Origin of the sequence: Aminomonas paucivorans DSM 12260 (assembly GCF_000165795.1) — a bacterium.
GTDB classification, from domain to species: Bacteria; Synergistota; Synergistia; order Synergistales; family Synergistaceae; genus Aminomonas; species Aminomonas paucivorans.
The window spans coordinates 275,119-297,502 of sequence record NZ_CM001022.1; the positions used below are offsets into that span (position 1 = coordinate 275,119).

At 68.6% G+C, this 22,384-nt stretch carries 20 protein-coding genes, 1 CRISPR repeat array and 1 riboswitch; of the genes, 12 read left to right on the top strand and 8 right to left on the bottom strand.

Translation table 11 applies throughout. The annotated features are described in order from the left end of the window. Window positions 1-2: 2 nt before the first annotated feature. Window positions 3-1,064 (bottom strand): class I fructose-bisphosphate aldolase, encoded by a 1,062-nt coding sequence (locus APAU_RS01235; RefSeq protein ID WP_006299832.1) that lies wholly within the window; start codon window positions 1,062-1,064, stop codon window positions 3-5. Between the two features lie 157 nt (window positions 1,065-1,221). Here APAU_RS01235 and APAU_RS01240 point away from each other — a divergent pair, with 157 nt between their 5' ends. Together APAU_RS01240 and APAU_RS01245 are read left to right on the top strand one after the other, a co-directional pair. Beyond that, the gene (locus tag APAU_RS01240; protein ID WP_006299833.1) at window positions 1,222-1,560 is read left to right on the top strand and encodes a thioredoxin family protein; all 339 of its coding nucleotides are present in this window, start codon (window positions 1,222-1,224) and stop codon (window positions 1,558-1,560) included. Window positions 1,561-1,625: 65 nt separating this feature from the next. Further along, a complete protein-coding gene (locus APAU_RS01245) occupies window positions 1,626-2,813 on the top strand; it encodes a DUF3798 domain-containing protein (protein ID WP_006299834.1) in 1,188 nt (395 codons plus the stop codon). A 356-nt stretch (window positions 2,814-3,169) separates the two neighbouring features. Here APAU_RS01245 and APAU_RS01250 read toward each other — a convergent pair whose 3' ends face one another. The 3 genes from APAU_RS01250 to APAU_RS13190 are packed head-to-tail and all read right to left on the bottom strand — an operon-like array spanning window position 3,170 to window position 5,736. Then, entirely contained in the window at window positions 3,170-3,913 is a 744-nt protein-coding gene (locus tag APAU_RS01250) for a hypothetical protein (protein ID WP_006299836.1), read from the bottom strand. Window positions 3,914-3,947: 34 nt separating this feature from the next. Then, window positions 3,948-5,567, bottom strand: a complete 1,620-nt coding sequence (locus tag APAU_RS01255) for an ASKHA domain-containing protein (protein WP_006299837.1) — start codon at window positions 5,565-5,567, stop codon at window positions 3,948-3,950. Window position 5,568: 1 nt separating this feature from the next. Further along, window positions 5,569-5,736, bottom strand: a complete 168-nt coding sequence (locus APAU_RS13190) for a hypothetical protein (protein ID WP_156789391.1) — start codon at window positions 5,734-5,736, stop codon at window positions 5,569-5,571. Between the two features lie 406 nt (window positions 5,737-6,142). Continuing rightward, window positions 6,143-6,260: riboswitch (cobalamin riboswitch) on the top strand. Window positions 6,261-6,432: 172 nt separating this feature from the next. On the opposite strand from APAU_RS13190, the gene APAU_RS01260 reads away from it, so the two are divergent. From APAU_RS01260 to APAU_RS01295, 8 genes are all read left to right on the top strand, one after another. After that, on the top strand, window positions 6,433-7,677 hold the full coding sequence (locus APAU_RS01260; protein WP_006299839.1) for a Synerg-CTERM sorting domain-containing protein: 1,245 nt from the start codon (window positions 6,433-6,435) through the stop codon (window positions 7,675-7,677). 77 nt (window positions 7,678-7,754) lie between these two features. Continuing rightward, entirely contained in the window at window positions 7,755-9,674 is a 1,920-nt protein-coding gene (locus tag APAU_RS01265) for a TonB-dependent receptor plug domain-containing protein (RefSeq protein WP_040344802.1), read from the top strand. 33 nt (window positions 9,675-9,707) lie between these two features. Beyond that, window positions 9,708-10,874 (top strand): ABC transporter substrate-binding protein, encoded by a 1,167-nt coding sequence (locus APAU_RS01270; RefSeq protein ID WP_006299841.1) that lies wholly within the window; start codon window positions 9,708-9,710, stop codon window positions 10,872-10,874. Further along, the gene (locus tag APAU_RS01275; protein WP_006299842.1) at window positions 10,871-11,899 is read left to right on the top strand and encodes an iron ABC transporter permease; all 1,029 of its coding nucleotides are present in this window, start codon (window positions 10,871-10,873) and stop codon (window positions 11,897-11,899) included. The genes APAU_RS01270 and APAU_RS01275 overlap by 4 nt, the downstream gene beginning before the upstream one ends. Continuing rightward, window positions 11,896-12,924, top strand: coding sequence for an ABC transporter ATP-binding protein (locus APAU_RS14475; protein WP_006299843.1), 1,029 nt, complete (start codon window positions 11,896-11,898; stop codon window positions 12,922-12,924). Before APAU_RS01275 ends, APAU_RS14475 begins: the two co-directional genes overlap by 4 nt. Before the next feature lie 4 nt (window positions 12,925-12,928). Further along, window positions 12,929-13,564: a MotA/TolQ/ExbB proton channel family protein gene (locus APAU_RS01285; protein ID WP_006299844.1), complete on the top strand. Its 636-nt coding sequence runs from the start codon at window positions 12,929-12,931 to the stop codon at window positions 13,562-13,564. After that, the gene (locus APAU_RS01290) at window positions 13,561-13,956 is read left to right on the top strand and encodes an ExbD/TolR family protein (protein WP_006299845.1); all 396 of its coding nucleotides are present in this window, start codon (window positions 13,561-13,563) and stop codon (window positions 13,954-13,956) included. Before APAU_RS01285 ends, APAU_RS01290 begins: the two co-directional genes overlap by 4 nt. Window positions 13,957-13,964: 8 nt before the next feature. Further along, the gene (locus tag APAU_RS01295) at window positions 13,965-14,675 is read left to right on the top strand and encodes a TonB family protein (RefSeq protein ID WP_006299846.1); all 711 of its coding nucleotides are present in this window, start codon (window positions 13,965-13,967) and stop codon (window positions 14,673-14,675) included. A gap of 40 nt (window positions 14,676-14,715) precedes the next feature. Here APAU_RS01295 and APAU_RS01300 read toward each other — a convergent pair whose 3' ends face one another. The 4 genes from APAU_RS01300 to cas9 form a co-directional block, all read right to left on the bottom strand. Continuing rightward, window positions 14,716-15,054: a type II toxin-antitoxin system HicB family antitoxin gene (locus tag APAU_RS01300; protein WP_006299847.1), complete on the bottom strand. Its 339-nt coding sequence runs from the start codon at window positions 15,052-15,054 to the stop codon at window positions 14,716-14,718. A gap of 134 nt (window positions 15,055-15,188) precedes the next feature. Beyond that, window positions 15,189-15,621: direct repeats of the CRISPR family, unit length 37 nt; unit sequence CGTCATAGCTCCCTGCCGCACTCCGAAATGCTATGCT. A 62-nt stretch (window positions 15,622-15,683) separates the two neighbouring features. Further along, window positions 15,684-16,022, bottom strand: coding sequence for a CRISPR-associated endonuclease Cas2 (gene cas2 / locus APAU_RS01305; protein ID WP_198004024.1), 339 nt, complete (start codon window positions 16,020-16,022; stop codon window positions 15,684-15,686). Next, window positions 16,015-16,902 carry a type II CRISPR-associated endonuclease Cas1 gene (cas1, locus tag APAU_RS01310; RefSeq protein WP_006299849.1) on the bottom strand — a complete coding sequence of 296 codons (888 nt, stop codon included), beginning with the start codon at window positions 16,900-16,902 and terminating at the stop codon, window positions 16,015-16,017. The genes cas2 and cas1 overlap by 8 nt, the downstream gene beginning before the upstream one ends. 3 nt (window positions 16,903-16,905) lie before the next feature. Beyond that, the gene (cas9, locus tag APAU_RS01315) at window positions 16,906-20,064 is read right to left on the bottom strand and encodes a type II CRISPR RNA-guided endonuclease Cas9 (RefSeq protein WP_006299850.1); all 3,159 of its coding nucleotides are present in this window, start codon (window positions 20,062-20,064) and stop codon (window positions 16,906-16,908) included. Between the two features lie 47 nt (window positions 20,065-20,111). Between cas9 and istA the strand changes: the two genes are divergently transcribed. Together istA and istB are read left to right on the top strand one after the other, a co-directional pair. Continuing rightward, complete coding sequence (gene istA, locus APAU_RS01320) at window positions 20,112-21,581, top strand: IS21 family transposase (RefSeq protein ID WP_006299851.1); 1,470 nt, start codon at window positions 20,112-20,114, stop codon at window positions 21,579-21,581. Next, window positions 21,578-22,327, top strand: coding sequence for an IS21-like element helper ATPase IstB (gene istB / locus APAU_RS01325; RefSeq protein WP_006299852.1), 750 nt, complete (start codon window positions 21,578-21,580; stop codon window positions 22,325-22,327). Before istA ends, istB begins: the two co-directional genes overlap by 4 nt. Window positions 22,328-22,384 lie beyond the last annotated feature (57 nt).

The following is a 22,384-nucleotide window of genomic DNA, read 5'->3' on the forward strand; positions in this document are numbered from 1 at the left end:
CCCTAGGCCACCGTGACGTCCCGGTTCAGGTACACGTCCTGCACCGCCTGGATGAGGGCGACCCCCTCCTTGAAGGGCTTCTGGAAGGCCTTGCGCCCCAGGATGAGCCCCGTGCCGCCCCCCCGCTTGTTGAGCACCGCGGTGTGCACCGCCTCCTCCAGGTCCCGGGACCCGGAGGCCCCGCCGGAGTTGATGAGCCCCATGCGGCCCATGTAGCAGTTGGCCACCTGCCAGCGTACCCAGTCGATGGGGTGGTCCGGCACCAGGTCCCCGTAGACCCGGTCGTCGGTCTTCCCGAACTTCAGTGCCCGGAACCCCCCGTTGTTCTCCGGCAGCTTCTGCTTGATCAGGTCCGCCTCGATGGTCACCCCCAGGTGGTTTCCCTGTCCCGTGAGGTCCGCGCTGACGTGGTAGTCCGTCTTGCCCTGCACGAAGGCGGGGTTGCGCAGGTAGCACCACAGGATGGTGGCCATGCCCAGCTCATGGGCGTGGTGGAAGGCCTCGGAGATCTCCAGGATCTGTCGACGGCTTTCGGGAGAGCCGAAATAGATCGTGGCTCCCACCGCCGCCGCCCCCATGTTCCAGGCCTGGTCCACCGAGGCGAAGAGGGTCTGGTCGTGCTGGTTGGGGTAGGAGAGAAGCTCGTTGTGGTTGAGCTTCAGGACGAAGGGGATCTTATGGGCGTACTTGCGGGCCACGGACCCCAGGACCCCCAGGGTGCTGGCCACGGCGTTGCACCCCGCCTCCAGGGCCAGGCGCACGATGTTCTCCGGGTCCAGGTAGAGGGGGTTGGGGGCGAAGGAGGCTGCGGCGGAGTGCTCGATGCCCTGGTCCACCGGCAGGATGGACAGGTAGCCCGTGCCCCCCAGCCTTCCGTGGCCGAAGAGCTGCTGCAGGGACCGCAGCACCGGCACGGAACGGTCCGAGGGGAGGAAGACCCGGTCCACGAAGTCCGGTCCGGGCAGGTGGATCTGGTCCTTGGGGATGCCTGCGCACCGATGGGTCAGCAGTTCCTTGGCCTCTGCGCCCAACAGTTCCTCCAGCTTCGCCTGTTTCTTGGCCATGGGGACACCTCCTTTGGTTTCCTCCTCCGGGGAGGGTTTCGCGTTCCCATTCTACCCGCATGGTGGGAGCTCCGGGGCGGGAGGAAACGGGAATCGGTGGACGGGAAGCTCCGGGAGGCGCATCATGGCTCTATCCGAGACGGGAGGTGTGTAGGAAATGCGGGAACTGGACTGGGAGGGGCTGCAGACGGTGGCGGCGGCCCCGGTGCGGCCCGTGGTGGTGGACGTGTGGGACCCCTGCTGTCCCCCCTGCGTGGCCCTGGGGCCCTACTTCGAGGAACTGGGGGAGTCCTACGGAGACCGGCTGGACTTCTACAAGTACAACCGGGCGGAGGATCGGCGGATCATGCAGGGCCTGTCCCTGCGGGGGGTGCCCACCCTGCTGTTCTACCTGCCCGGGGGCGAGCTGATGCGCCGCCTCACGGGGGACCAGGAGGCCACCCGTGAGGCCCTGAGACAGGGGTTGGAGGATCTGCTGGCCCGGGTCGCCGGCTGAGCGATAGGGGGACAATACGACAAAAAAACCGGCACAGCCGGGATCATCGAGAGGAGGAAAGAGGAATGACGAAACTTCGCACGGGGATCCTCGGGTTGGCGGCGGGGCTGCTTCTGTGGGCCCTGCCCGCCTGGGCGGCGGCGCCCTTCCACATCGGCGTGGTGACGGGGACGGTCTCTCAGGGGGAGGACGTGCTCCGGGGGGCGGAGCGCCTTTTGGCCCAGTACGGAGACGTCTCCAAGGGGGGCATGGTGAAGCACGTGACCTACCCGGACAACTTCATGTCCGAGATGGAGACCACCATCGCCCAGATCGTGGGGCTGGCGGATGATCCGAAGATGAAGGTCATCGTGGTGAGCGAGGCCATCCCGGGGACCACCGAGGCCTTCCGGCGGGTGAAGGAGAAGCGCAAGGACATCCTCTGCTTCGCCGGGGAGGCTCAGGAGGACCCGGCGGTCATCGCCAGCGCTGCGGACCTGTCGGTGAGCCAGGACTTTCTCTCCATGGGCTACATCATGGTCCTGGCGGCGAAGAAGATGGGGGCGGACACCTACGTGCACATCTCCTTCCCCCGGCACATGAGCTACGAACTCCTCTCCCGGCGCCGGAAGATCCTGGAGCAGACCTGCAAGGACCTGGGGATGAAGTTCGTCTTCGAGACCGCCCCGGACCCCACCAGCGACGTGGGGGTGGCGGGGGCCCAGCAGTACGTGCTGGAAAAAGTCCCGGCGTGGCTGGCCAAGTACGGCAAGAAGGCGGCGTTCTTCAGCACCAACAACGCCCAGGTGGAGCCCCTGCTCCGGCGCATCGCCGAGCTGGGAGGTTTCTACGTGCAGACCGATTCTCCCCTGCAGGGGTATCCCGGGGCTTTCGGCATCGACCTGTCCAAGCAGAAGGGCAACTTCCCCGCCATCCTGAAGAAGATCGAGCAGGCGGTGGCCGCCCGGGGCGGCTCGGGACGTCTGGCCACCTGGCCCTACGCCTCGGGGTACGCCATCACCGCGGGTCTGGGAGAGTTCGGCAAGCGGGTGGTGGAGGGCAAGGCCCGTCTGGGGAACTTCCGGCACCTCATGCAGGCCCTGGACGCGGTCTCTCCGGGCATCGCCTGGAACGGCAGCCTCTACACCGACGTGGCCACGGGGGTGAAGACCCGGAACTTCGTCCTGGTCTACCAGGACACCTACGTGCTGGGCAAGGGACGGCTGGGCCTGGACAAGGCCTCGGTGCCCCAGAAGATCTACCGGATCAAGTAGCGTTTCTCTGCCGAGGGAGGCGCAGGGAAGGGGGGAGGGTTTTCGACCTCCCCCCTTCCGGCGGAAGCGCTCAGGGACACGGCTCCTCTCTTCGGGGGGGCCGTGTCTTTTCCTGTGCTCTGCGAGCCTCCAGGGCACGGCGGATTTCCCGCACGCTTTGGAACACGTCCACGTTCCAGACGTCCGCCCCGATTTTCTCGGACCACCCTCGGGACGTCCTCCCTCCTGCCCGCAATCTCCTGCGGCGTGGCGAAGCAGGGGTCGCTGGCCTCAAGGATTATCCAGCGCCTACAGCAGGGTCGTCTTGCCGCTTCCCAGAAAGCCCGAGAGGAGGAAGACCCGGCACTTGCGGTCCCTCACGATTCGGCCTCCCGGGAGTCCATCTGAAGCCCCAGATGGCACCCCCCCAGCTGGTAGTACAGGCACCGCCTTCCCGCGCAGGGGCTGCAGGGAGAGGGGCCTCCGAAAAACGCCCCCCCCTCCTTCCCCAGGCACAGGAAGGAGTATTGGGTCTTTCGGGGGTGGAACATGACGGAGCCGCGGGTTTCCGCCCCGAGGGTGGCCGCCGTCCTCCCCAGGCGTTCGACGCTCTCCACGAGGGGGCGGGAGGTGTTCCCGGAGCCGGGGTAGAACTCCCCGACGACGCGGTTTTCCCCGAAGGGGCGATCCGGGGAGCCGACCCATTCCCGCAGCAGGCGGTGCATGTCGTAGAGGGCGATGGAGCCCGCCACGTCCAGGAGCAGTCCCCACATGGCGTTTCCCTGCTGGCTCATGACGCGTTCGCACTCCCGTTCCAGCCCGTCCCCCAGGGTCCAGACCATCAGGACCAGCGTCCCCGCGCTTCCGGTCACCTCCCGGGGGAGCACGTCCACCACCTCCTCCGGGGCGATCCCCGCGACGCTGGCCCTGGGGGCGAGGAGCCCTTCTCCCTCCTGGGCCCAGAATCGGCGGAACGCTTCCACCTTGGGGACGTGCCGCTTCCCGAGGGCCTGGTAGTGCCGCTTTAGGGGGGAGAGGTCGACGGCCAAGGGGAGTCCCGGGAACTCCCGGGGGGGATCGTCGCTTCGCCCGGAAGAGAAGTGGATGGTCATGGGTCTCATGGGTTCACCTCCATTGTGTTGCGCAGACAGGGGTTCAGAACGTCATGGCCCGGACGAAGCGCTCCTGAAAGTCCGGAAGGCGGGAAAGCTCGATGTAGCGCATCCTTTGGGCCGTCCGGGTCGTCCGCTCGTAGAAGCTTCGCGAGGCGAGGGCGCGGCAGGCTCCCAGGCCGGAGGTGTTCTGGACGCTTCGCACCTTTTCCGGGGGGACGTCCGGGACCAGGCCGACGGCGATGGCGCTGGGGACGTGGAGGTTGTTCCCGAAAGCCCCCGCCAGCAGGACCTCGTCCACCTCCTCCCGCGTCACGCCCCGTTCCGCAAGCAGCACCTCCACGCCGGTGTGGATGGCCCCCAGGGCCAGCTGGACCTCCCGGACGTCCTTTTGCGTCAGCGCCACCCCTTCCCGATGGTCCCCCAGGAGGAAGATCGTCATGCCCCTCTCGTCCCGGGCGAGGCGTTCCCGAAGCTGCGGGTGGGTGCACCGTTCCGGGGGAACGAACCGCCCGCTCCGCTCCACGATGCCCTCCCGGAGCAGAAGCGCCAGGGCGTCCACCAGCCCGGAACCGCAGAGCCCCTGGGGGCGCCCCCCTCCGATGACATCCAGGCACAGTCCCTCCGGCGCGAGCCTCACCCCTTCCACCGCTCCCTGCTGGGCCCGCATGCCCCACCGGATGCGCGCCCCCTCCAGGGCCGGACCCGCCGCGGTGGCGCAGCAGTGCAGGGCCTCCCGGTTGCCCAGCACGATCTCGTTGTTGGTGCCGATGTCCACGAGAAGCCGCAGGGGGAGTTCCCCGTCCATCTCCATCGCGGTGGTCCCCGCCACGATGTCCCCCCCCACGTAGCCCGCCACGTTGGGGATGAGCCGCACCGGCGCCTCCGGGTGGGGAGCCCGAAGCCCCAGGGATGCGGATCGAACGGGCTCGTGGGCGAGGAAGGCCGGGGCGTAGGGGCTTTTCCCGATGCTCTCCGGGGAGACCCCCAGGAGAAGGTGCTCCATCACCGTGTTTCCCGCCACCACGATTTCCCGGATCTCCCGAGGGGGGACGCCGCTTTGCGCCGCCATCTCCCGGAGGGCGTCGTCCAGCCCGCGGACGATGGCCCCCTGGAGCCCCTCCAGGCCCTGGGGATGGGCCGTGGAGGCGGAAATCCGGGAGATGACGTCGTCCCCGAAGACGATCTGGGGGTTCAGAAAGGAGTGCAGCCCCAGGGGCTTTCGTCCCTGCAGGTCCAGGAGGCAGCAGGCCACCGTGGTGGTGCCCAGGTCCACGGAGACCCCCAGGCCGGGGCGCGGGTCGTCCCAGGGGAGCGTCGTATGCGGGGCGAGGTTCTCCAGGATCTTCTCGTTCGTCCCCTCGGTGGTGTCCAGCACCAGGACGGCGCCGCTTCCGCGCAACGTGGCGCAGCAGGCCAGGCGGACCCCCGATGCCCGATCCGCAGGGGACAGGGTCCGCTCCTCCGTGGGCGATAGGGGGCTCAGGAAGGCGCCCCCCTCCTTCGGGCGGATGCGGCACTTCCCGCAGACCCCCACGCCGCCGCAGGAGTGCCCCAGGGGGACGCCGGCCCGAAGGGCCAGGTCGTCGATCCGTTCCCCCGGGATGCCCTCCGCAGTGGCGCCGGAGGGGAGGAAGACCAGGCGAAGGGGTCGGTCGGCCATGTCAGGCCCAGCCCCTGGCGAAGGCCAGGACGTCGTCGCCTATCTTCCCGGCCCGGTAGTCCCGGATGGAGGCCGCCTTGAAGGGGGCGTAGGGAGGCTGGGAACGGGGAGAGAGGACCTCCTCGTCCCTTCGGAGGATGTGAAGACACGGGGAGATGCGTTTTTTCACGGTAGACACCCCTTCCTGCCCGGATCGGGCGGAGGTCTTTCGGGGATGGGGAAAAGCCCGGACCGGGCCACGGGGGCTTGAGCATCCGCCCCGGGACCAGGTCGCCCGAGAGAAAGGAGAAAGCGACGAGGGTGACCCTGTCCCCTGGGGAGTGTACCCCCTTGAGCAGGGGAGTGAGCAGCACCTCCCTGCAGCGGCAGCCTTCCATGATGCACCCCAGGACCAGGGGCAGGGCAAAGGCAATGCAAGAGGCGCGAAGGACGTTGCCTCCCAGGGGGAGACGAAGGGGGTGTTTCGTTTTTCCTGTTTTGTCGCGATGGTTCCCCTTTTGACAGGAGCCTTCGGGTCTGCTAGCGTTTTGTCCACAAGGGCGCGACCTGCGCCCCCATACGTAGGGTCGCGGCGGAGGAAGCCGGTGCAAAGCCGGCACAGCCCCGCTACGGTAAGGAGGACGACGTGCGGACGATCGCCACGGGGGGACCCCTGGAAGGCCCGCACGGAGGAGGATTCCAAGTCCGGATACTGCGCCGATGGCCCCACGGCTCCTTCCTCGAGGGCGGAAGGTGTCCTTTTGATTGCCCAAGGACTCCGCCCCAAAGGGACCCCTTCCCTCCCGAGGAGGAGTGTCTTCTGCGCCCGAGGACGGCGGCGGTCCCGAGGGGGACCGGAGGCGATGAGGAACGGAGGAGAGGGACCATGAGGAAGGGGTTTGGACGGGTTCTCTGGGGTGCCGCTGCGGGGATCGTCCTGCTGGCGGGGTGCGCCTTCGCCGTGGAGGCGGACAGCGCGGTCTACGCCACCAGCGACTTCACCACCGGGAGGCTGGGGGTGGCCGCGGGGAACGCCCTGACGCAGGTGGGCACCGTGGCGGGCGACCCGGGGGTGCTGGTCTTCCGCAAGAACGGGGCGGAGAAGGTGCTCTACCGGGAGCCGGTGAACTACGGGGCGGGGGAGGACACGGTGACGGTCTTCGACCCCGCCAACTGGTCCGCCCCGGAGGCGAACCTGCGCATGGGCCACAACATCTGCGGCGCCGTCGCCTCGGGACAGCACCTGTTCTGTGCCAACTACTACAACGACGGCACGTCCTCCTTCCTCACGAAGCACGACATGAACGACCGGTACAAGCTGGTGGCCAGTCTGGACCTGGACGACAAGAACGCCGCCAACGGGTCGGAGTACGTGAAGGACGTGGCCCTGGTGGACGGGGCCCTCTTCGTCCTGGTGGAGCGGCGGGACGGGGCCTGGCCTCCCGCCTTCTTCCCCAGCTCCCTGGTGAAGGTGGACCCCTCCGCCCTGACGGTTCAGGGAAGCGCGGAGCTGAACCCCAACCCCTCCACCATGGCCTATTCTTCCATCACAGGGAAGTTCTACGTGGCCTGCGTCGGCGGAACCCGCAACGCCGCGACCCTGCCCGCCACCTCCATCCAGACGGTGGTGCCCTCCACCTTGGCGGTGGGGACCTTCGCCACGGCGGAAAACCTACCCGCTTCGGACAGGCAGTACGCCTTCGACCAGATCGGCGTGGCGGGAGGGGTGCTCTTCGTGACGGGGTACTTCAACGGCCCCGTGACCTGGCCCGCTCCGAACCCCTGCAAGGTCTACTCCTGCACCCTTCTGGCCCCGGCCATGACGGAGCGGGGCAGCTTCACCGGCTGGATCAACGACGCCGCCGCAGACCCGGAGCAGGGACGTTTCTGGGTGTCCCACCGGGGCACCGGGCAGGCCGACGGGGCCCTGGTGCTCTACGGTCTCTCGGGATCGGAGGTGCGCCGGTTCGATGAGGCGAAGCTGGGCGGCGTGCCCTACGCCGTGGCGCCCCTGACCCGCACCGGCGGCGGAAGCGGCGGCGGGTCCGGCGGCGGCTGCTCCGCTGCGGCCTTCTCCCCCTTCGCCCTGTTCCTGCTGCTGCCCCTTCTGGCCTTGCGGTGGCGGCGCTAGATTCCTACCCGGGGGGCCGGGCGGAACGCCCGGCCTCCCTCTCCCGCTGGGCCCGGCTCCTCCTTCTGGGAGGAGCCTTGGCATTTCTGGGCGCCCCCGCCCGGGGGGAGGACCTGCCCCCGGTGACGGTAACGGACACCCGTCTGGAGGCGGAGGAGGGGGCCGCTTCTCCGGGGTGCGTCACCATCCTCCGGCCCGAGGAGGTCCGGGGGGAGGCCAAGACGGTGGCGGACCTGCTGGAGCAGAGCGCGGGGGTGCACGTGGTGCGCCTCCGGGGTCGGGGCAACTACACCGTGGCCCTGGTGCGGGGCAGCACCGCCGCCCAGGTGGCGGTGTACCTGGACGGGACCCTGGTGAACTCCGCCGGGGAATCGGCGGTGGACCTCTCCACCCTCCCGGTGGAGTCGGTGGAGCGCATCGAGGTGTACCGGGGGGCCATCCCCGCCCGGTTCGGCGTCTCCGGCGCGGGGGCGGTGGTCTCCATCCTCACCCGGCGTCCCCGGGGACGGGAGGGGTCCGTCCTGGTGCAGGGAGGCTCCTACGGTGAGTGGGGACTCTCGGGACGCTACGGCAACGATCTGGGGGACGGGCGCTACCTGGTCTCCTTCGGGTTCTCCGGATCCCAGGGGGATTTCTCCTACCACAACGACAACGGCACCCCCTGGAATCCCTCGGACGACTACGACGCCACCCGACAGAACAACGACTGGACGGAGGGGAACCTGCTCTTCCGCTACCAGGGGGACGACGGCTGGCGCTTCCGCGCGGAGGCCTACCGTCGGGACCAGGACCTGCCCCGCAAGGCCTCGGGGAACGACCGCCCCGGGGACCCGCCGGGGTCCAACCTGGACACGCGACGGCTGCGCCTCGCCGCGGGGAAGGAGGGAAGCTGGGAAGGGGGCTCCTGGAGCTGGGACCTGACCTACGGTCGCCTGGAGAAGGAGTTCTTCGATCCCCTGGACCCCCGGACCCTGCCCACCCCCCGGTCCACCCGCAACCAGTACGACACGGACCTGTGGGACCTCTCCGGCGGGACCACCCTGACCCCCTGGAAGGGGCACCGGGTGGACCTGCGCATGCGCCTGGCCCACGAGGCCCTCTCGGTGAAGGGGGACTACGTGGACCGCTACGGCCTGCGGGGGGAGTACACCCAGAACGCCACGGACCTCACCGCGGAGGACCGCATCGACCTGGGCGGGGGGACGGTCCTGGTCCCCACCCTGCGCTGGAACCGGGTGGACGACGAGTCCCACCTCTCCGGCGGCCTGGCCCTGGAGGGGCGCTTCTCCTCCTCCCTGGGGTGGCACGCCTCCTGGGGGGTGTACCACCGGGCGCCGAACCTCTACGAGCGCTACGGCGACGGGGCCCTCATCCTTCCCCGGCCGGACCTGGAGTGGGAGCGCTCCGTCCAGTGGGACGCGGGGCTCCGCTGGTCCGGCACGGTCGCGGGGGGCCGGACGACCCTGGACGTGTCCTACTTCCAGGCGGACGCGGAGGATCTCATCGAGTTCGTCATGGCGGGGCCCTACGTGGGGTACTACGACAACATCGGCAAGAGCTTCGTCCGGGGGGCGGAGGTGGAGGCCACCTACGCCCGGGACACCTGGGACGCCGTCCTGGCCTACACCTACACGGACGGGGAGAACCGGACCCCCGGGGGAAACTACGGGAAACCCCTGCCCAACCGGCCCAAACACGCCGCCACCCTGCGGGTCAACGGGGACCTGCTCCCCCGCCTCCGGGGTTTCCTGGAGGTGGAGTACCTGGGGGAGAACTGGGTGGACGCGGGGGCCAACCTGGCCTACGAGGACCTCACCACGGTGGGGCTGGGGATCAAGTGGAGCCTCCGGGAGGGGGGCGTCCTCACCCTGGGGGTGCGGGACCTCTTCGACCAGTCCTCGGACCGGAAGAACCTCCCCACCTACGGCCCCTCGGAGCTGGCCTGGTACCCCGACCCGGGGCGCACCTTCTACGCATCCTACCTGTGGACCTTCTGATCGAGGTCCCGGGGTGAAGGAGACGAGACATCCATGAACGACCCACAGAACCCGGGGCGGCGCCGATTTCGAGCCCCCCTTCTCCTGTGCTGCCTGGCGGCGCTGCTTGCGGGAGGCCTTCCCGCCTGGGGAGCCCCGAAGGGGGAGGCCCCCCGCCACGCCCGGCTCTTCTCCCTGGATCGGAAGGAGGGGCTGACGGTGCTGCACAACCGCCTCCCCTGGGGAGGGGCGACGGAAGAGCTGGCCTGGGTCCTGACCCCGGACCCCTCCGCCCCGGTTCCTCCGGCCCTGGCCGGACTCCCCCGGCTTCGGTGTCCCGCCCGGCGCATCGTGGCCCTCACCATCCCCGCGGTGAGCGCCCTCTCCCTGTTGGGTTGCTCGGACCGCATCGTGGGGGTGGGGGGCAAACGGTTCCTCTACGATCCGGGGAAGGAGCTGGCGGGGGTGACGGAGGTGGGACCCGAAGGGGGCATGGGGCCCGACGCGGACCTGGAGCGCATCGTGGCCCTGAAGCCCGACGTGGTGCTGGCCTACGTCTACACGCCCCAGGAGAGGGCCACGGCGGAGCGCCTCGCCTCCCTGGGGGTCCCGGTGGTGTTCCTCTCGGAGTACCTGGAGGCGACCCCCCTGGGGATGGCGGAATGGCTGGTGGCCGTGGGAGCCCTGGTGGGTCGGGAGGCCCAGGCCCGGGCCTTCTACGACCGCACGGTTCTGGACTACGGGGCGATCCGCGCCCGGGCCCTGGGGGCTCAAGGTCGGCCCAAGGCCCTGGCGGGAGCCCCCTTCCAGGGGAGCTGGTACGTGGCGGGACGGGACAGCTGGCTGGCCCGCCTGGTGGGGGACGCGGGGGGGGACTACCTCTGGAAGGACCTGCCCGGCCGGGGCTCCGTGCCCGTGGAGGCGGAGACGGTCTTCTCCCGGGCTTCGAAGGCGGACGTGTGGGTGCAGTGCGGTCTCTGGCGCTCCCTGGAGGAGATCCGCCGCAGCGACCCCCGGCTGGCCCAGCTGGCTCCCTTCCGGGGCGGTCGGGTCTTCAACAACGACGCCCGATCCCGGCCCGGAGGGGGCAACGACTACTACGAGAGCGGGGTCTGGCGCCCCGACCGGATCCTGGGGGACCTGGCGGCGGTGCTGCACCCGGAGCGCTTCCCGGGGCACCGGTTCACCTACTACCGCAGACTCCCGGTAGGGAAGCCTTGAGGGCGGACGCCCTCCCCCGGGGCCTCTGGCTTCTGCTGCTGGCGGGGGCGGCCCTGGTCGCCTTCGGGGCGGACCTGTTCCTGGGCTCCGTCTCCATCCCGCCGGAGCGGGTGCTGCGGGCGCTCCTCTCCTGGGGGGTCCAGGACCCCCAGGACCGCATCGTCCTGGCCTTCCGCCTCCCCCGGGCGGCCACGGCCCTGCTGGCGGGGGCGGCCCTGGCCGCCTCGGGGCTGCTGATGCAGACCCTCTTCGAGAACCCCCTGGCGGGGTCCTTCGTCCTGGGGGTGGACTCCGGGGCGGGGCTGGGGGTGGCCCTGCTGCTTTTGGCGGCGGACTCCCTGGGGGCGGGGATCTCCCGCTTCCTGGCCCTGGGGGGGGTGGCGGCGGCCTCCTGGGCCGGGTCCCTGGCGGTGCTCCTGGTGGTGCTGCTGGTCTCCCGGCGGGTGGAGAACAACACGGTGCTCCTCATCCTGGGGCTCATGTTCGGCTACGCCTCCGGGTCCCTGGTGACGGTGCTGCTGCATTTCTCCTCGGGGGAGCAGGCCCACGGGTACCTGGCCTGGAGCTTCGGCACCTTCTCCGGCACCACGGGGGCCCAGGTGGGGGTGATGGCCCTGGGCATCCTCCCCGCCCTTCTGGCGGCCTGCGCCCTGGCCAAGCCCCTGAACGCCCTCCTCCTGGGGGAACGCTACGCCGCCACCATGGGGGTCCCGGTGCGCCGCCTCCGGGGGGGGCTCATCGTGGTGGCCGCCCTCCTGTCGGGGAGCGTCACCGCCTTCTGCGGTCCCGTGGCCTTCCTGGGCATCGCCACCCCCCACCTGTGCCGGGCCCTGCTGCGCACCGAGGACCACCGGGTCCTCCTGCCCGCCTGCGTCGCCGCCGGGAGCCTCCTGGCCCTGGGGGCGGACCTGGCCTCCCGGGGGCTGGGGGGCGGTCTGCCCCTGCCGGTGAACGCCGTCACCTCCCTCCTGGGGGCGCCGGTGGTGGTCTGGGTGGTGCTCCGGGGAAGGGGAGGACGACGATGAACGACCCCATCCTGGAACTGCGGGACCTGTCCGTGGGCTACCGGCTGGGGCGGGGGCGGACCGTACCCCTGGCGTCGGGGCTCAACCTGGCCCTGGCCCCGGGGACCCTCACCGCCCTGGTGGGGCGCAACGGGGCGGGGAAGAGCACCCTGCTGCGCACCCTGGCCCGGCTGCTTCCCCCCCTGGAGGGGCAGGTGCTCTTCCGGGGGCGTCCCGTGGGGACCCTGGGAGCCCGGGACTTCGCCCGATCCGTGAGCCTGGTGCTTCCGGAGCGGGACGCCCCCCCGAACCTGACGGTGCGGGACCTGGTGTCCCTGGGGCGCACCCCCCACACGGACTGGCGGGGCCGGTTGGGGGAGGGGGACCGCCGGGCGGTGGAAGAGGCCCTGACGACCCTGGAGCTGGAGGCGCTGGCGGACCGGAGGGTGGTGTCCTTGAGCGACGGGGAGCGGCAGCGGGCCTTCGTGGCCCGGGCCCTGGCCCAGGAACCGGAGCTGCTGCTGCTGGACGAGCCCACGGCCTTCTCGGACCTGCTGCACAAGGCGGAGGTGCTGCGCATCCTTCGGGAGACCTGCCTCCGGGGGGCCACGGTCCTGCTGATCCTCCACGACATCTCCGTGGCCCTTCGGTTCGCCCACCGCATCTGGGTGCTGGAGGAAGGACGGGTGGAGGAGGGGATCCCGGAGGACCTGCTCTTAGCCGGGACCCTGGAACGGCTCTTTTCTTCTCCTCGGCTGCGCTTCGACCCCCTTCGGGGGACCTATCGGGTCCCCCAGGAGGAGTTCCGGGGGGCCGTGGCCCTGCGGGGAGAGGGGCGGGCGGAGGCCTGCGCCGCCCTGGCCCTGGAGCGGTGGAAGCTGCGGCAGGACCCGGATGCGTCCCTGGTCCTGGAGGCCCGGGACGGGGTCTTCCGGCTCCGGGAGGGGGACCGGGACCTGGGGGTCTTTGGGCGTCTGGAGGACCTGGAGCGGGAACTCCGACGGCACCTTCCGGGGGAGGCCCCGGGAACGGCGGAAGGGAGCTGAGAGCGTGGGGTTGCTTGAGATCATGCGGCTCGGGGGGGCCATCATGTGGGTCCTCCTGGGAATTTCCGTGGCCGCGGGGGCGGTGGTGGCGGAACGGCTGCTCTTCTTCCGACGGGCCTCCACCGACCCGGTCCGCCTGGAGGAGGGCATCGGCACCGCCCTCTGGGAGGAAAGCCCCGAAGAGGCCCTGCGCCTGGCCGCCTCCCGGGACGGATCCCTCCATCGGATCTTCGCCGCCGCCCTGGGGCACTGGGACGCCCCGGCGGAGACCCTGAAGCTCCTCCTGGAGCAGGAGCTGCGTCGGGAGGTGTTTCGCTGGGAGAAGGGGCTTTCCCTCCTCTCCGCCCTGGCCCGGGTGGCCCCCCTGCTGGGGCTTCTGGGGACGGTGCTGGGGATGGTGGAGATCTTCCGTGCCCTCCCCTCGGCGGGGATGGCTTCCCCCATGCTGGTGCTCTCCGGGGGCATCTGGAAGGCCCTGCTCACCACCGTGGCGGGGCTGGTGGTGGCGGTGCCCATCGTCCTGGCCCACACCTACCTGGTCTCCCGCATCCTGCGGGCGGAGGAGGGGCTGGAGCGGGGGGCTGACTTCCTCCTGCGGGAGAAGCTCCTGGGCCGGGGGGCCCGAAGGAACGGGGCATGAAGGGCTTCTCCTCCCGCCGGGCCTCCCCGGACCTGGACATCACCCCCCTCATCGACATCCTCTTCATGCTGATCCTCTTCTTCGTCCTGGCGGCCACCTTCGACCGCGGGGGGCTCTCGGTGGACCTGCCCCGGGGGACGGCCCAGGAGGCCCAGAACCGTCCCTTCACCCTGACCGTGACCCCGGAGGGGACGATCCTGGCGGAAGGAACCCCGGTCGCCCCCGGGGAGGCGGTGCGCCGGGCCGCCGAGGCGGCGGGTACGGGGCGCCCCGTGGCCCTGGCGGGGGACCGAAAGGCCCCCTACGGGGTGGTGGCGGAGCTGCTGGACGGCCTCCGGGTCCAGGGAGTCCGGGCCGTGGGGCTCCTCACCCGCACCGGAAAGGCCCCCTGACCCTCCCCATGAAGCCCTACGCCCTGCCCCTGCTGCTCAGCCTGGGGATCCACGCCCTCCTGATGGGGGCCCTGGGGCTGTGGCGTCCCGCCCCCCTCCCCGAGGCGCCGGAGCGGGTGCTGGTGTTGCGCTTCGCCCCGGCTCCCCCGCCCCCCGTGGCCCCCCCCCGCAGGACGCCCCGGGCCGCGCCGCAGGCAGCCCCCCCGGAGCCCCGGAAGGCACCCGCCCCGGCGGCGGCGCCCAAACCGCCCCAGGCTCTCCCCCGCCGTGCCGCCGCCCCCGTTCCGGCTCCCGTCGCCCCCCTCCGCCCCGTTTCCCGGACCGCCGAACCCCCCGGAGCGGGGGAGGCGGAGGAGGTTCGAGGGGACGCCGCCCCCGCCTCGGGCTCCGGGACGAAGGAAGCGCCCCCTCCTCGGGAAGAGGCCGCAGCTCCGGGAGGCGAAGGACTGAAGGACGCGGAGGTGGTGGACGTTCGGGGCGTGGAGGTGCTCCGTCGCGTGGTGCCGGACTACCCCCCGTCGTGCCGCAGACGGGGCCAGGAGGGCACGACGGTGCTGGTGGCCCAGGTGGAGGGGGGAGCGGTGCGCTCCCTTCGGGTGGAACGGTCCAGCGGCTTCGGGGCCCTGGACGAGGCCGCCGCGGACGCCCTGAAACGCTGGCGCTTCGCCCGGGGCGTCACCGCCTCCGTCCGGGTCCCCGTGATCTTCCGGCTTCAGTGAACGGGGAAGGGCGGGAAGCGGCTTCCTGTTTGTCAGAGCCTCAGGGAAGAACGGAAGTCAGGTGGCTATTCAGGTAGCGGTTGAGACTGACCTTGGCTTCCGTCGCCTGGACCGCCAGCTTGCGGTGCAGCTCCGGAGTGGTCCGAAGAAGGATCTTGCCCGAATAGACCCGATCCGATAGCGGTTCGGGGATCGGCTCGCCGTTGCGCTCCATGTCCTCCACCGTCTCGGCGACGAGGGCCATGATCCCGCTGAAAGCCTTCTGCGGGTCCTTCTCCAGCCAAGAAAGGCTTGGGAACTCGGAACAGAGCCCGACGTACTCGTTGTCTCCCTGGGACCACTCCACCCGGTAGATGTAGTGGGACGTGTTTTCGTTCATGACGGGCTCCTTTCTTCGCCTTCCAGTAGGCGATCGGTGGGCCTTGATGACCTGCTTGACCTGGTATCCTTTGGCTTTGCCGCCTTCGCCTTTCTGAATGTTGACCCTCGGGTCACCGGGCCAAGGCGTCTTGAAGTCATAGCTCCCTGCCGCACTCCGAAATGCTATGCTTATAACCTTGCTTATGTCATGCGCCGGGCGGTCATAGCTCCCTGCCGCACTCCGAAATGCTATGCTCGGGGGCGCAGCCCCTCGAATGCCGCCTACGTCATAGCTCCCTGCCGCACTCCGAAATGCTATGCTCACGACCGTTGTGGTGTCCACCGATACCGCGTCATAGCTCCCTGCCGCACTCCGAAATGCTATGCTTAGAAAAACCCCGCCAAAAGACAAAGAATCGTCATAGCTCCCTGCCGCACTCCGAAATGCTATGCTCCTAGTCCGGGCGTTTGATGCTATGTTCCCGTCATAGCTCCCTGCCGCACTCCGAAATGCTATGCTAGGGGGCCACCTACCCCCGGTGTCGTATAAGTCATAGCTCCCTGCCGCACTCCGAAATGCTATGCTGTTCCGCCGAGAGGCCCTCTTCCCCAGCGGGTTGAGGGCCTCTCGGCGCTTCAAAAATAAGGTCAGAACAGGAGCATCTGGCAGGCGGGGACCTTCTTTTCCTGGCGGGTGCGTCCCCCCACCAGCAGCTTCATGCGGGCGTACTGTCGGTCCGTGACCTGGAGGAACCGGACGGACCCTTGGGGGGGCAGGTTGTGGGCCAGGCGCTCCAGATGCTTGGACACCGCATCCTCGCCGTTGACGATGCGGCAGTAGACCGAGAACTGAAGCATGTCGTATCCGTCCTCCAGGAGAAAACGGCGGAACCTCACATAGTTCCGTTTGGCCTCCTGGGTGGTGACGGGCAGGTCGAAGAACACCAGCAGCCTCAGGAGTCGCGGGCCTCCTCGCCCTTCAGCCATCCGGGGAAATCAGCGCAGGAAGGGCCAGCAGGTCCGGGTTCTTCTCCCGGCAGGCAGCGGCGAAGCCCTCCGCGCACAGCTCCGTTCCCCGAAGGATCGTGTGTCGTTCCCCCTGGATCTCCATGCGTCGATGCAGAAGCCCCACGAGGGATGCCCGATGCTCCGGGGAGAAGGGGTCGTCGTCCGAGACGTTTCGGAAGACCCAGAGGTCCACCTGGGGGCGGAAGAGTTCCAGCAGGTCGTCCGCCAGGTTGAAGGGATTCAGTTCGTTGTGGTGTTGGATGCCCAGGGCGGGAAGGAATCCGTGGGCCGCCAGACTTCGGGCCAGGGCGCCCCGGAGCACGGAGTAGCCGTAGTCCAGGGCGGCGTTCCGCGAGGTGGGGTCGTCCCGGGTCCGCCCCGGCATCAGACGGGAGAAGTACAGCCGGGCCGCCACCCCTTCCCGCTGGTCCGGATCGCCGGAGCGCACCTGGGAGGCCAGAGCGTGCAGCTCCTCCGCACCGGGGAGGTCCAGAAAGCGCAGGCAGGCTGCCTGGTTGAGGATCTTGCGCCGCACCACCCGCTGCCAGCAGTTCTTGGCGAAGGGGCGGGAGAGTCCCATCTGGGCGCGCAGGACCTTCTCCTGACGACAGTGGGCGTGGAAAGGCAGCAGCACCCCGCAGGGCAGATGACGCCGGTCGCAGACGAACAGGGGCACCCGGTTCTCCGCCAGCTCCCGAAGAAGGGGAACCGTGAGGGACACCTGGGGGGATTCCAGTACCAAAGCCCCCAGGTCCTCCAGGGGGACGGAGGCGGCTTCCCCTTCCTGCTCCACCTGCAGGCGTCCCCCTCCCGTGGAAAGCCGGGCGGGGTTCGCGATGAAGACGCTGCGCCAGCCCATGGCCTACAGGACGAAGGGAGGCTTTTCGCTCCCCACGAGGCGGATCTCCCCCAGGGGGTCCACCTGGTACTTGCTCATGGATAGCACGTCTTTCCGTGTGGAGACGTAGAAGGTCCCGCAGTCGCTTTCCCGGGGCATGCGATCGTGTCGGTCCAGTAGAAGCCGTCCGTCTCCTCGATGGCAAGACTTGTAATACCCTAAGTAAGCGCCATCCTTTTTTTCAATCTCCACCAGATCCCCTGGAAACAGGCTGAACCGGAAATCGAAGGACCCGTCCACCAGATCCCATTCTTCTTCTGATTTGTGAGCCACGATGGCCCGATTCTTCACGATTCCTCGGGCCACGTCGGCCACGTACACCGGCACCAGATAGAACCGGTTTTTCTTGGCGTACACGTCCACCCGGACCATGGACTCATGGTCTGCCACGGCGTAGACTTCTCCCCCATCTCGGAGTTCGACTCCGGAGTAACCGGAATCGAAGATCCGAAGGGATCGGACCAGGGGCCCCTCCCCGGAGCGACAGGGCTTGCGGAAAGGTGCGACGAAGGCCTTCTTCCCGTTGCCCCCGAAGGCTGCGAGACGTTCCCGAAGAGCTTCGTAGAGCTTCCGGTCCCGGTCCTTCCCCACCATCCTCTCCAGCTTCTCAAGGTTCAGATCCTTCAGGGGAATCCGGGAGGCCGTCCGGGGGCCTTCGGGGTGATCCTTCCACTTGGGACTGCGCAGTGTTTCCATGTGGGCCTTGCCCCGGAGGCGTCGGGAAGGGGCGCGGGAGACGAAGACCGGTCGAAGGCCGTTCCGGAAGGCCTCGTCGTATCCCACTCCCCCCTGGTCCAGACGCAGGAGGATCTCCTCCCGAGTGGGGCACAGCCGGGCCAGCACCTCCGAACGAAAGGCGGGGTAGGGGAGGGAAAACCCGTTTTCCGCCTCCCGCCCCCGGGGAAGCTCGCCCCAGGCGGCGTTGTGGCTGGAGAGCCGATAGACGAAGGAGCGGCTGGCGACGGCCAGGACCGCCGCGTCCAGGGCGTGGTGGAGGTCGCCGTTCTTCCGGTTTTTGTGGAGCCCCCATTGCTTTCGGAGGAAGGCGGTGAGCCGTCCGTTGAGGGTCATCACCGGGTCCTTTGGGGCTTCGGGGTGGAAGGTCAGCCGATCTCGCAGAAGCGTGGCGGCGGTCTTGGTGATGAAGCGGGTGTCCGTGAGGTTGCGGTCCTTCAGCTCTCGTTCCGCCTCTTCGCCGAAGTCCTCCCGAAGCAGGTTGCGTTTCTTGGGGGCGGAGAGGTGGGACGCCTGGACCCAGGCAACCAGGCGGTCCCATCGGGCCGTGTCTCCTCCGAAGGCCTCGAAGGGGGTGCGGTTGCCCTTGTCCCGGTTGTCCTTTCCGTGGACCAGGACCCGGTTGTGCCACCCGTTGTCCAGACTGCGGCTGTAGGGGAGGATGTGGTCCATCTCCGCGTACCCCGGCTCCGCCAGCCTGGTGGGATTCAGGTACTCCTCGCAGTAGGGGCAGAAGCCGCCCTGTTCCCTCCAGAGGCGCATCTTCAGCAGGTCTCCCGGCCCCGGGGCGGTCCCCACGATGTCCAGAAATTCCCGCTCCGCCTGTTGCTTCTTCTTCTCGTTGGCCTGCTGCTCCGTTTCGATGCGGCGGCGGACCTTGGCGGGCTGGGAGAGTTCCCGGGCGGTCTCCAGGTGGATGCACCAGGGGGGGCCGTAGCGCCGCACCAGGGCATTGACCACCTTGCGGGTCTGGGTCAGGGCGCGGAACACCACGGGGTTCCGCCAGTCGGCCTCTTCCAGGGGGGGCAGCTTGGGGTGGCGATCCGGGGGAGGGGCGGCGTAGCCCGCGTCGGCCCGGGCCTGGGTGTAGCTTTTCCCTTCCTCCAGGTGGGGCAGAAGCTTCCCCAAAGCCGAGAGGGAAAGATGGGCTGTGCCGCTGAAGGAGAGGGGAGCAAGGGCCCGGGCGTTCTCGGGGGAAAGGCCCAGGGACTCCAGTCGGGGCAGGATTTCGTCTTCGTTTTTGTAGAAGGTGAGGGTGTCCGCGATGGAATCCAACAGGTCCCGTCGGGACCGGAGGGTATCCCAGACCGCAGGGTCGGGGCCCTTATCCAGGGCCTTGCGGATTTCATGGATTCCCGCGAGGTGGACGAAGAGCTTCTCCTCCGCCTTGTCGCCGGATCGGTGGTAGGGAAGCCCGGTGAATAGCCACTCCTCCGGGATCTCCAGGTGCCGGCGAAGGGTCTTGTGGGTGACCTTCTCCTGTTTCCAGGCCAGGAGGTGGATCTGTTCCCGTTCCTTGTCGGTGAGAGGCCGTTCTTCCCCGGTGCGCCGGTGGATCAGCCGAAGGTTGCCGGTTTTCTGGAGCAGCATGAAGGTCTCCGCCGAGGCGCTGCGACGGGGAGCCCGGATCTGATCCGGTTCGAGGCTGCAGTGGCCTGCCTTGTTGCGGATGTCTTCCCCCGAGGCGAAGGGGTTCTGGAAGGCGACGAGATGGAGGAAGGCTTCTTCCAGGTTCGAGGAGGCGTGGGGGTTTCCCAGGGTCCGCTGGGATTGGAAGAGCCGACGGGCTTCCTCCAGGAGAAGGGACCGGGAAAGGGTGTGGCTGTAGTCTCCCGCCCGGTTGCGTCGGTGGTCCTGGAACTTGGGGTCTCGGGCCAGCATTTCCCCGGCGGTGCGGTAGCCGCCTTCTCGAAGGAGGCGTTCGTTCTCTCCGACGCCGGAGAGCAGTTTTCCTTCCTCTTCCTGACGGCTTCTTTCTTGCCCATCCTCCACGGGGTTTCTGCGGTTGGATTGAAAGCCCCGGTGTTTGGTGATGTGGTAGAGGACCCGGACCCACTCGGGAAAGGAGAGGGGACGGTCCAGTCCCTCGGCCCGAAGCTGGTAGGGGTCCTTCGCGGGGGTTTCCCGGAAGAGGGTCTCCAGGTCCGAAAGGGAGAGGACGCCCTCCTTTGCCAGAAGGCGGCGCAGGTCCTCCAGACGCTGGGTTTTCCTGCGGAGGCGTCTTCGAAGCCCCCGGGCCTGGCGTCGAGGTTCCGCCAGAGAGCTGCCGTCCTTGGGGTTTTCCGCCTTCGTGAAGGTCCGGACTGTATTCGGTAATCTAAAAGCCCCCCAGTTTGGGGTCCAATGATCGTCGAAAAGGCACCCACCCCGCACATGTTCCCCTATCATCCTGCGAAAGGAACGGGCATTCCGGTTCGCAGGGAGGACGAGAGGAGATGTACGGGGTGGTTGACAGGGAGTATATCCGCAAGCAGCACTTCCGGGAAGGTTGGTCCATCCGGAAGATCGCCCGGCAGTTGGGGATGTGCCGCAAGACGGTCCGCAGGCTGTTGGAGGATTCGCAGGTTCCCACCTACACCCTCAAGGAGCCCCGTCCGCGTCCGGTCACGGGGCCCTACCTGGAAGTCATCCGGACCTGGCTTACGGAGGACCTCCAGGCTCCCCGCAAGCAGCGTCATACGGCTCGTCGGGTGTACGACCGGCTGGTGACGGAGAGGGGGTTTGGGGGCAGCGAGTCCATCATCCGCAAGGTCGTTGCGGAGCTGAAAAGAGAGATCGCTCCGAAGAAGGGGTTCCTTCCCCTGGAGGCGGACCCGGGAGAGCAGGCTCAGGTGGATTGGGGGGAGGCGATGGTGCGTCTCGAAGGGGAATCGACGCGGGTGCATCTGTTCTGCATGAGGCTTCGTCGCAGTGGAACTCCCTTCGTCTACGCCTTCCCCGACGAAGGGCTGGAGGCGTTTCTGGCGGGGCACCGTCTGGCCTTCGAGTTCTTCGGCGGGGTTCCCAGGGAGTGCGTTTACGACAACCTCAAGTCGGCGGTCACCAAGGTGCTCCAGGGACCCCACCGGGAGGAGAACCGGCAGTTCTCGGCCCTTCGCGGCCACTACCTCTTCGAGAGCGTCTTCTGCAATCCTCGAAGCGGCCACGAGAAGGGGGCGGTGGAGCACCTGGTGGGGTTTGTCCGCAGGAACGTCCTGGTTCCCGTTCCGGATCTGCCCTCCCTGGAGGAACTCAATCTCTGCCTGGCCCGGTGGTGCGAAAAGCAACGCAGGAGCCGAGGGACCTCCTTCGACGAGGAAGCGACCTGTCTGCTGCCGTTACCGGCGCTGCCCCATCCGTGCGCCCTTCAGACCGTTGCGGTGGTAAGCCCCACATCTCTGGTGCGGTTCGAGGGAAACGTCTACTCCGTTCCCGTGGGCCACGAGGGGGAAGCGGTGAACCTCTCCACCACCTGGGACCGGATCCGCATCTCCCGTAACGGCACCCTCCTGGCGGAACATCCCCGGCTTTCCGGGAAGGGGAAGGCTTCCATGGAGCTGGTCCACGTTCTCCCGTTGCTGCAGTTCAAACCGGGGGCGGTGCGCAACGCGGCGGTTCTCCGGCGCTTGGCGGAACCCTGGCAGAAGGCCCGAACGCTCCTGTGCGCTCAACCGGAGGGCTATCGGGAGTTCTGCGCCATCCTCCTGCTGCACCGGGACCATTCCCTGGAGGTTCTCACGGAAGCCCTGGAGGAGGCCCTTGCCCTCAAGCGGGTCACGGCAGAGACGGTTCGTCAGCTGGTGTGGAACCGAACCCCCTCGGTGGTCCCGGAGGCCTCGGTCCCGGATCCCCTGGCGGAGTTGCCCGCCGGCTGCGCCCCCGACCCGAGCCGCTACGACACCTTGCTGGGGGAGGCGGTGGCATGAGCGGACCGACCCACGACCGGGACACGGCCGTCCAAACCCTCTGCCGGGACCTCAAACTCCCCGGGGTCCTGAGACACTACCGAAACGGCATCGTCCCCACCGACCCCAAGGACTACCTCCAGGAAAGCCTGGAGGCGGAACGGACCTCCCGACGGGAGAAACGGCTGAAGAACCTCCTGAAGGGAGCGAGGCTTCCCTACGCCCGCACCCTTTCGGAGTACGACTTCCTGCGCCTTCCCTCCCTGCCGAAGGAGCAGATCCTCTCCTTGGCCCAGGGGGACTTCCTTCGTCGCCGGGAGAACCTGGTTCTCCTGGGGAACTCGGGGACCGGCAAGACCCATGTGGCCATTGGCGTAGCCGCATCCTGCATCGCCGCAGGCTACGCAGTCCGGTTCACCACTGCCCTGACGCTGGCCCAGGAACTGCTCCTGGCCCAGGACGAACACCGCCTCCCCCGGGTGCTCAAATCCTACGACCGGTATGACCTCGTGGTGGTGGACGAACTGGGTTACCTGGGCCTGGGTCCCGGAGGAGCCCCCCTGTTCCAGTTCTTTGCGGAGCGGTACGAGAGAAAGAGCGTCTGCATCACCACAAACCTGGAGTTCGGCCGTTGGGCCGAGGTCTTCGGGGACGCCACCCTGACGGAGGCCCTCCTGGACCGCCTGACCCACCACGCACACATCTTTGTCTTCAGGGGGGAATCCTATCGGTTTGCTCAGCGCAGCGCCAGGACAATGACCGCCTAGGCGGCATCCATCAGGCAAGGGGGATTGGGGTGGGTCCCTTTTCGAGGATCACACTGG

Bases quoted from the DNA above. Each gene is read 5' to 3' on its own strand.
- APAU_RS01245 (WP_006299834.1), top strand. From the start codon at position 1,626: ATGACGAAACTTCGCACGGGGATCCTCGGGTTGGCGGCGGGGCTGCTT.
- cas9 (WP_006299850.1), bottom strand. From the start codon at position 20,064: ATGATAGGGGAACATGTGCGGGGTGGGTGCCTTTTCGACGATCATTGG.
- APAU_RS01270 (WP_006299841.1), top strand. From the start codon at position 9,708: ATGAACGACCCACAGAACCCGGGGCGGCGCCGATTTCGAGCCCCCCTT.
- istB (WP_006299852.1), top strand. From the start codon at position 21,578: ATGAGCGGACCGACCCACGACCGGGACACGGCCGTCCAAACCCTCTGC.
- APAU_RS01250 (WP_006299836.1), bottom strand. From the start codon at position 3,913: ATGAGACCCATGACCATCCACTTCTCTTCCGGGCGAAGCGACGATCCC.
- APAU_RS01260 (WP_006299839.1), top strand. From the start codon at position 6,433: ATGAGGAAGGGGTTTGGACGGGTTCTCTGGGGTGCCGCTGCGGGGATC.
- APAU_RS14475 (WP_006299843.1), top strand. From the start codon at position 11,896: ATGAACGACCCCATCCTGGAACTGCGGGACCTGTCCGTGGGCTACCGG.
- istA (WP_006299851.1), top strand. From the start codon at position 20,112: ATGTACGGGGTGGTTGACAGGGAGTATATCCGCAAGCAGCACTTCCGG.
- APAU_RS01300 (WP_006299847.1), bottom strand. From the start codon at position 15,054: ATGAACGAAAACACGTCCCACTACATCTACCGGGTGGAGTGGTCCCAG.
- cas2 (WP_198004024.1), bottom strand. From the start codon at position 16,022: ATGGCTGAAGGGCGAGGAGGCCCGCGACTCCTGAGGCTGCTGGTGTTC.
- cas1 (WP_006299849.1), bottom strand. From the start codon at position 16,902: ATGGGCTGGCGCAGCGTCTTCATCGCGAACCCCGCCCGGCTTTCCACG.
- APAU_RS01290 (WP_006299845.1), top strand. From the start codon at position 13,561: ATGAAGGGCTTCTCCTCCCGCCGGGCCTCCCCGGACCTGGACATCACC.
- APAU_RS01255 (WP_006299837.1), bottom strand. From the start codon at position 5,567: ATGGCCGACCGACCCCTTCGCCTGGTCTTCCTCCCCTCCGGCGCCACT.
- APAU_RS01235 (WP_006299832.1), bottom strand. From the start codon at position 1,064: ATGGCCAAGAAACAGGCGAAGCTGGAGGAACTGTTGGGCGCAGAGGCC.
- APAU_RS01295 (WP_006299846.1), top strand. From the start codon at position 13,965: ATGAAGCCCTACGCCCTGCCCCTGCTGCTCAGCCTGGGGATCCACGCC.
- APAU_RS01240 (WP_006299833.1), top strand. From the start codon at position 1,222: ATGCGGGAACTGGACTGGGAGGGGCTGCAGACGGTGGCGGCGGCCCCG.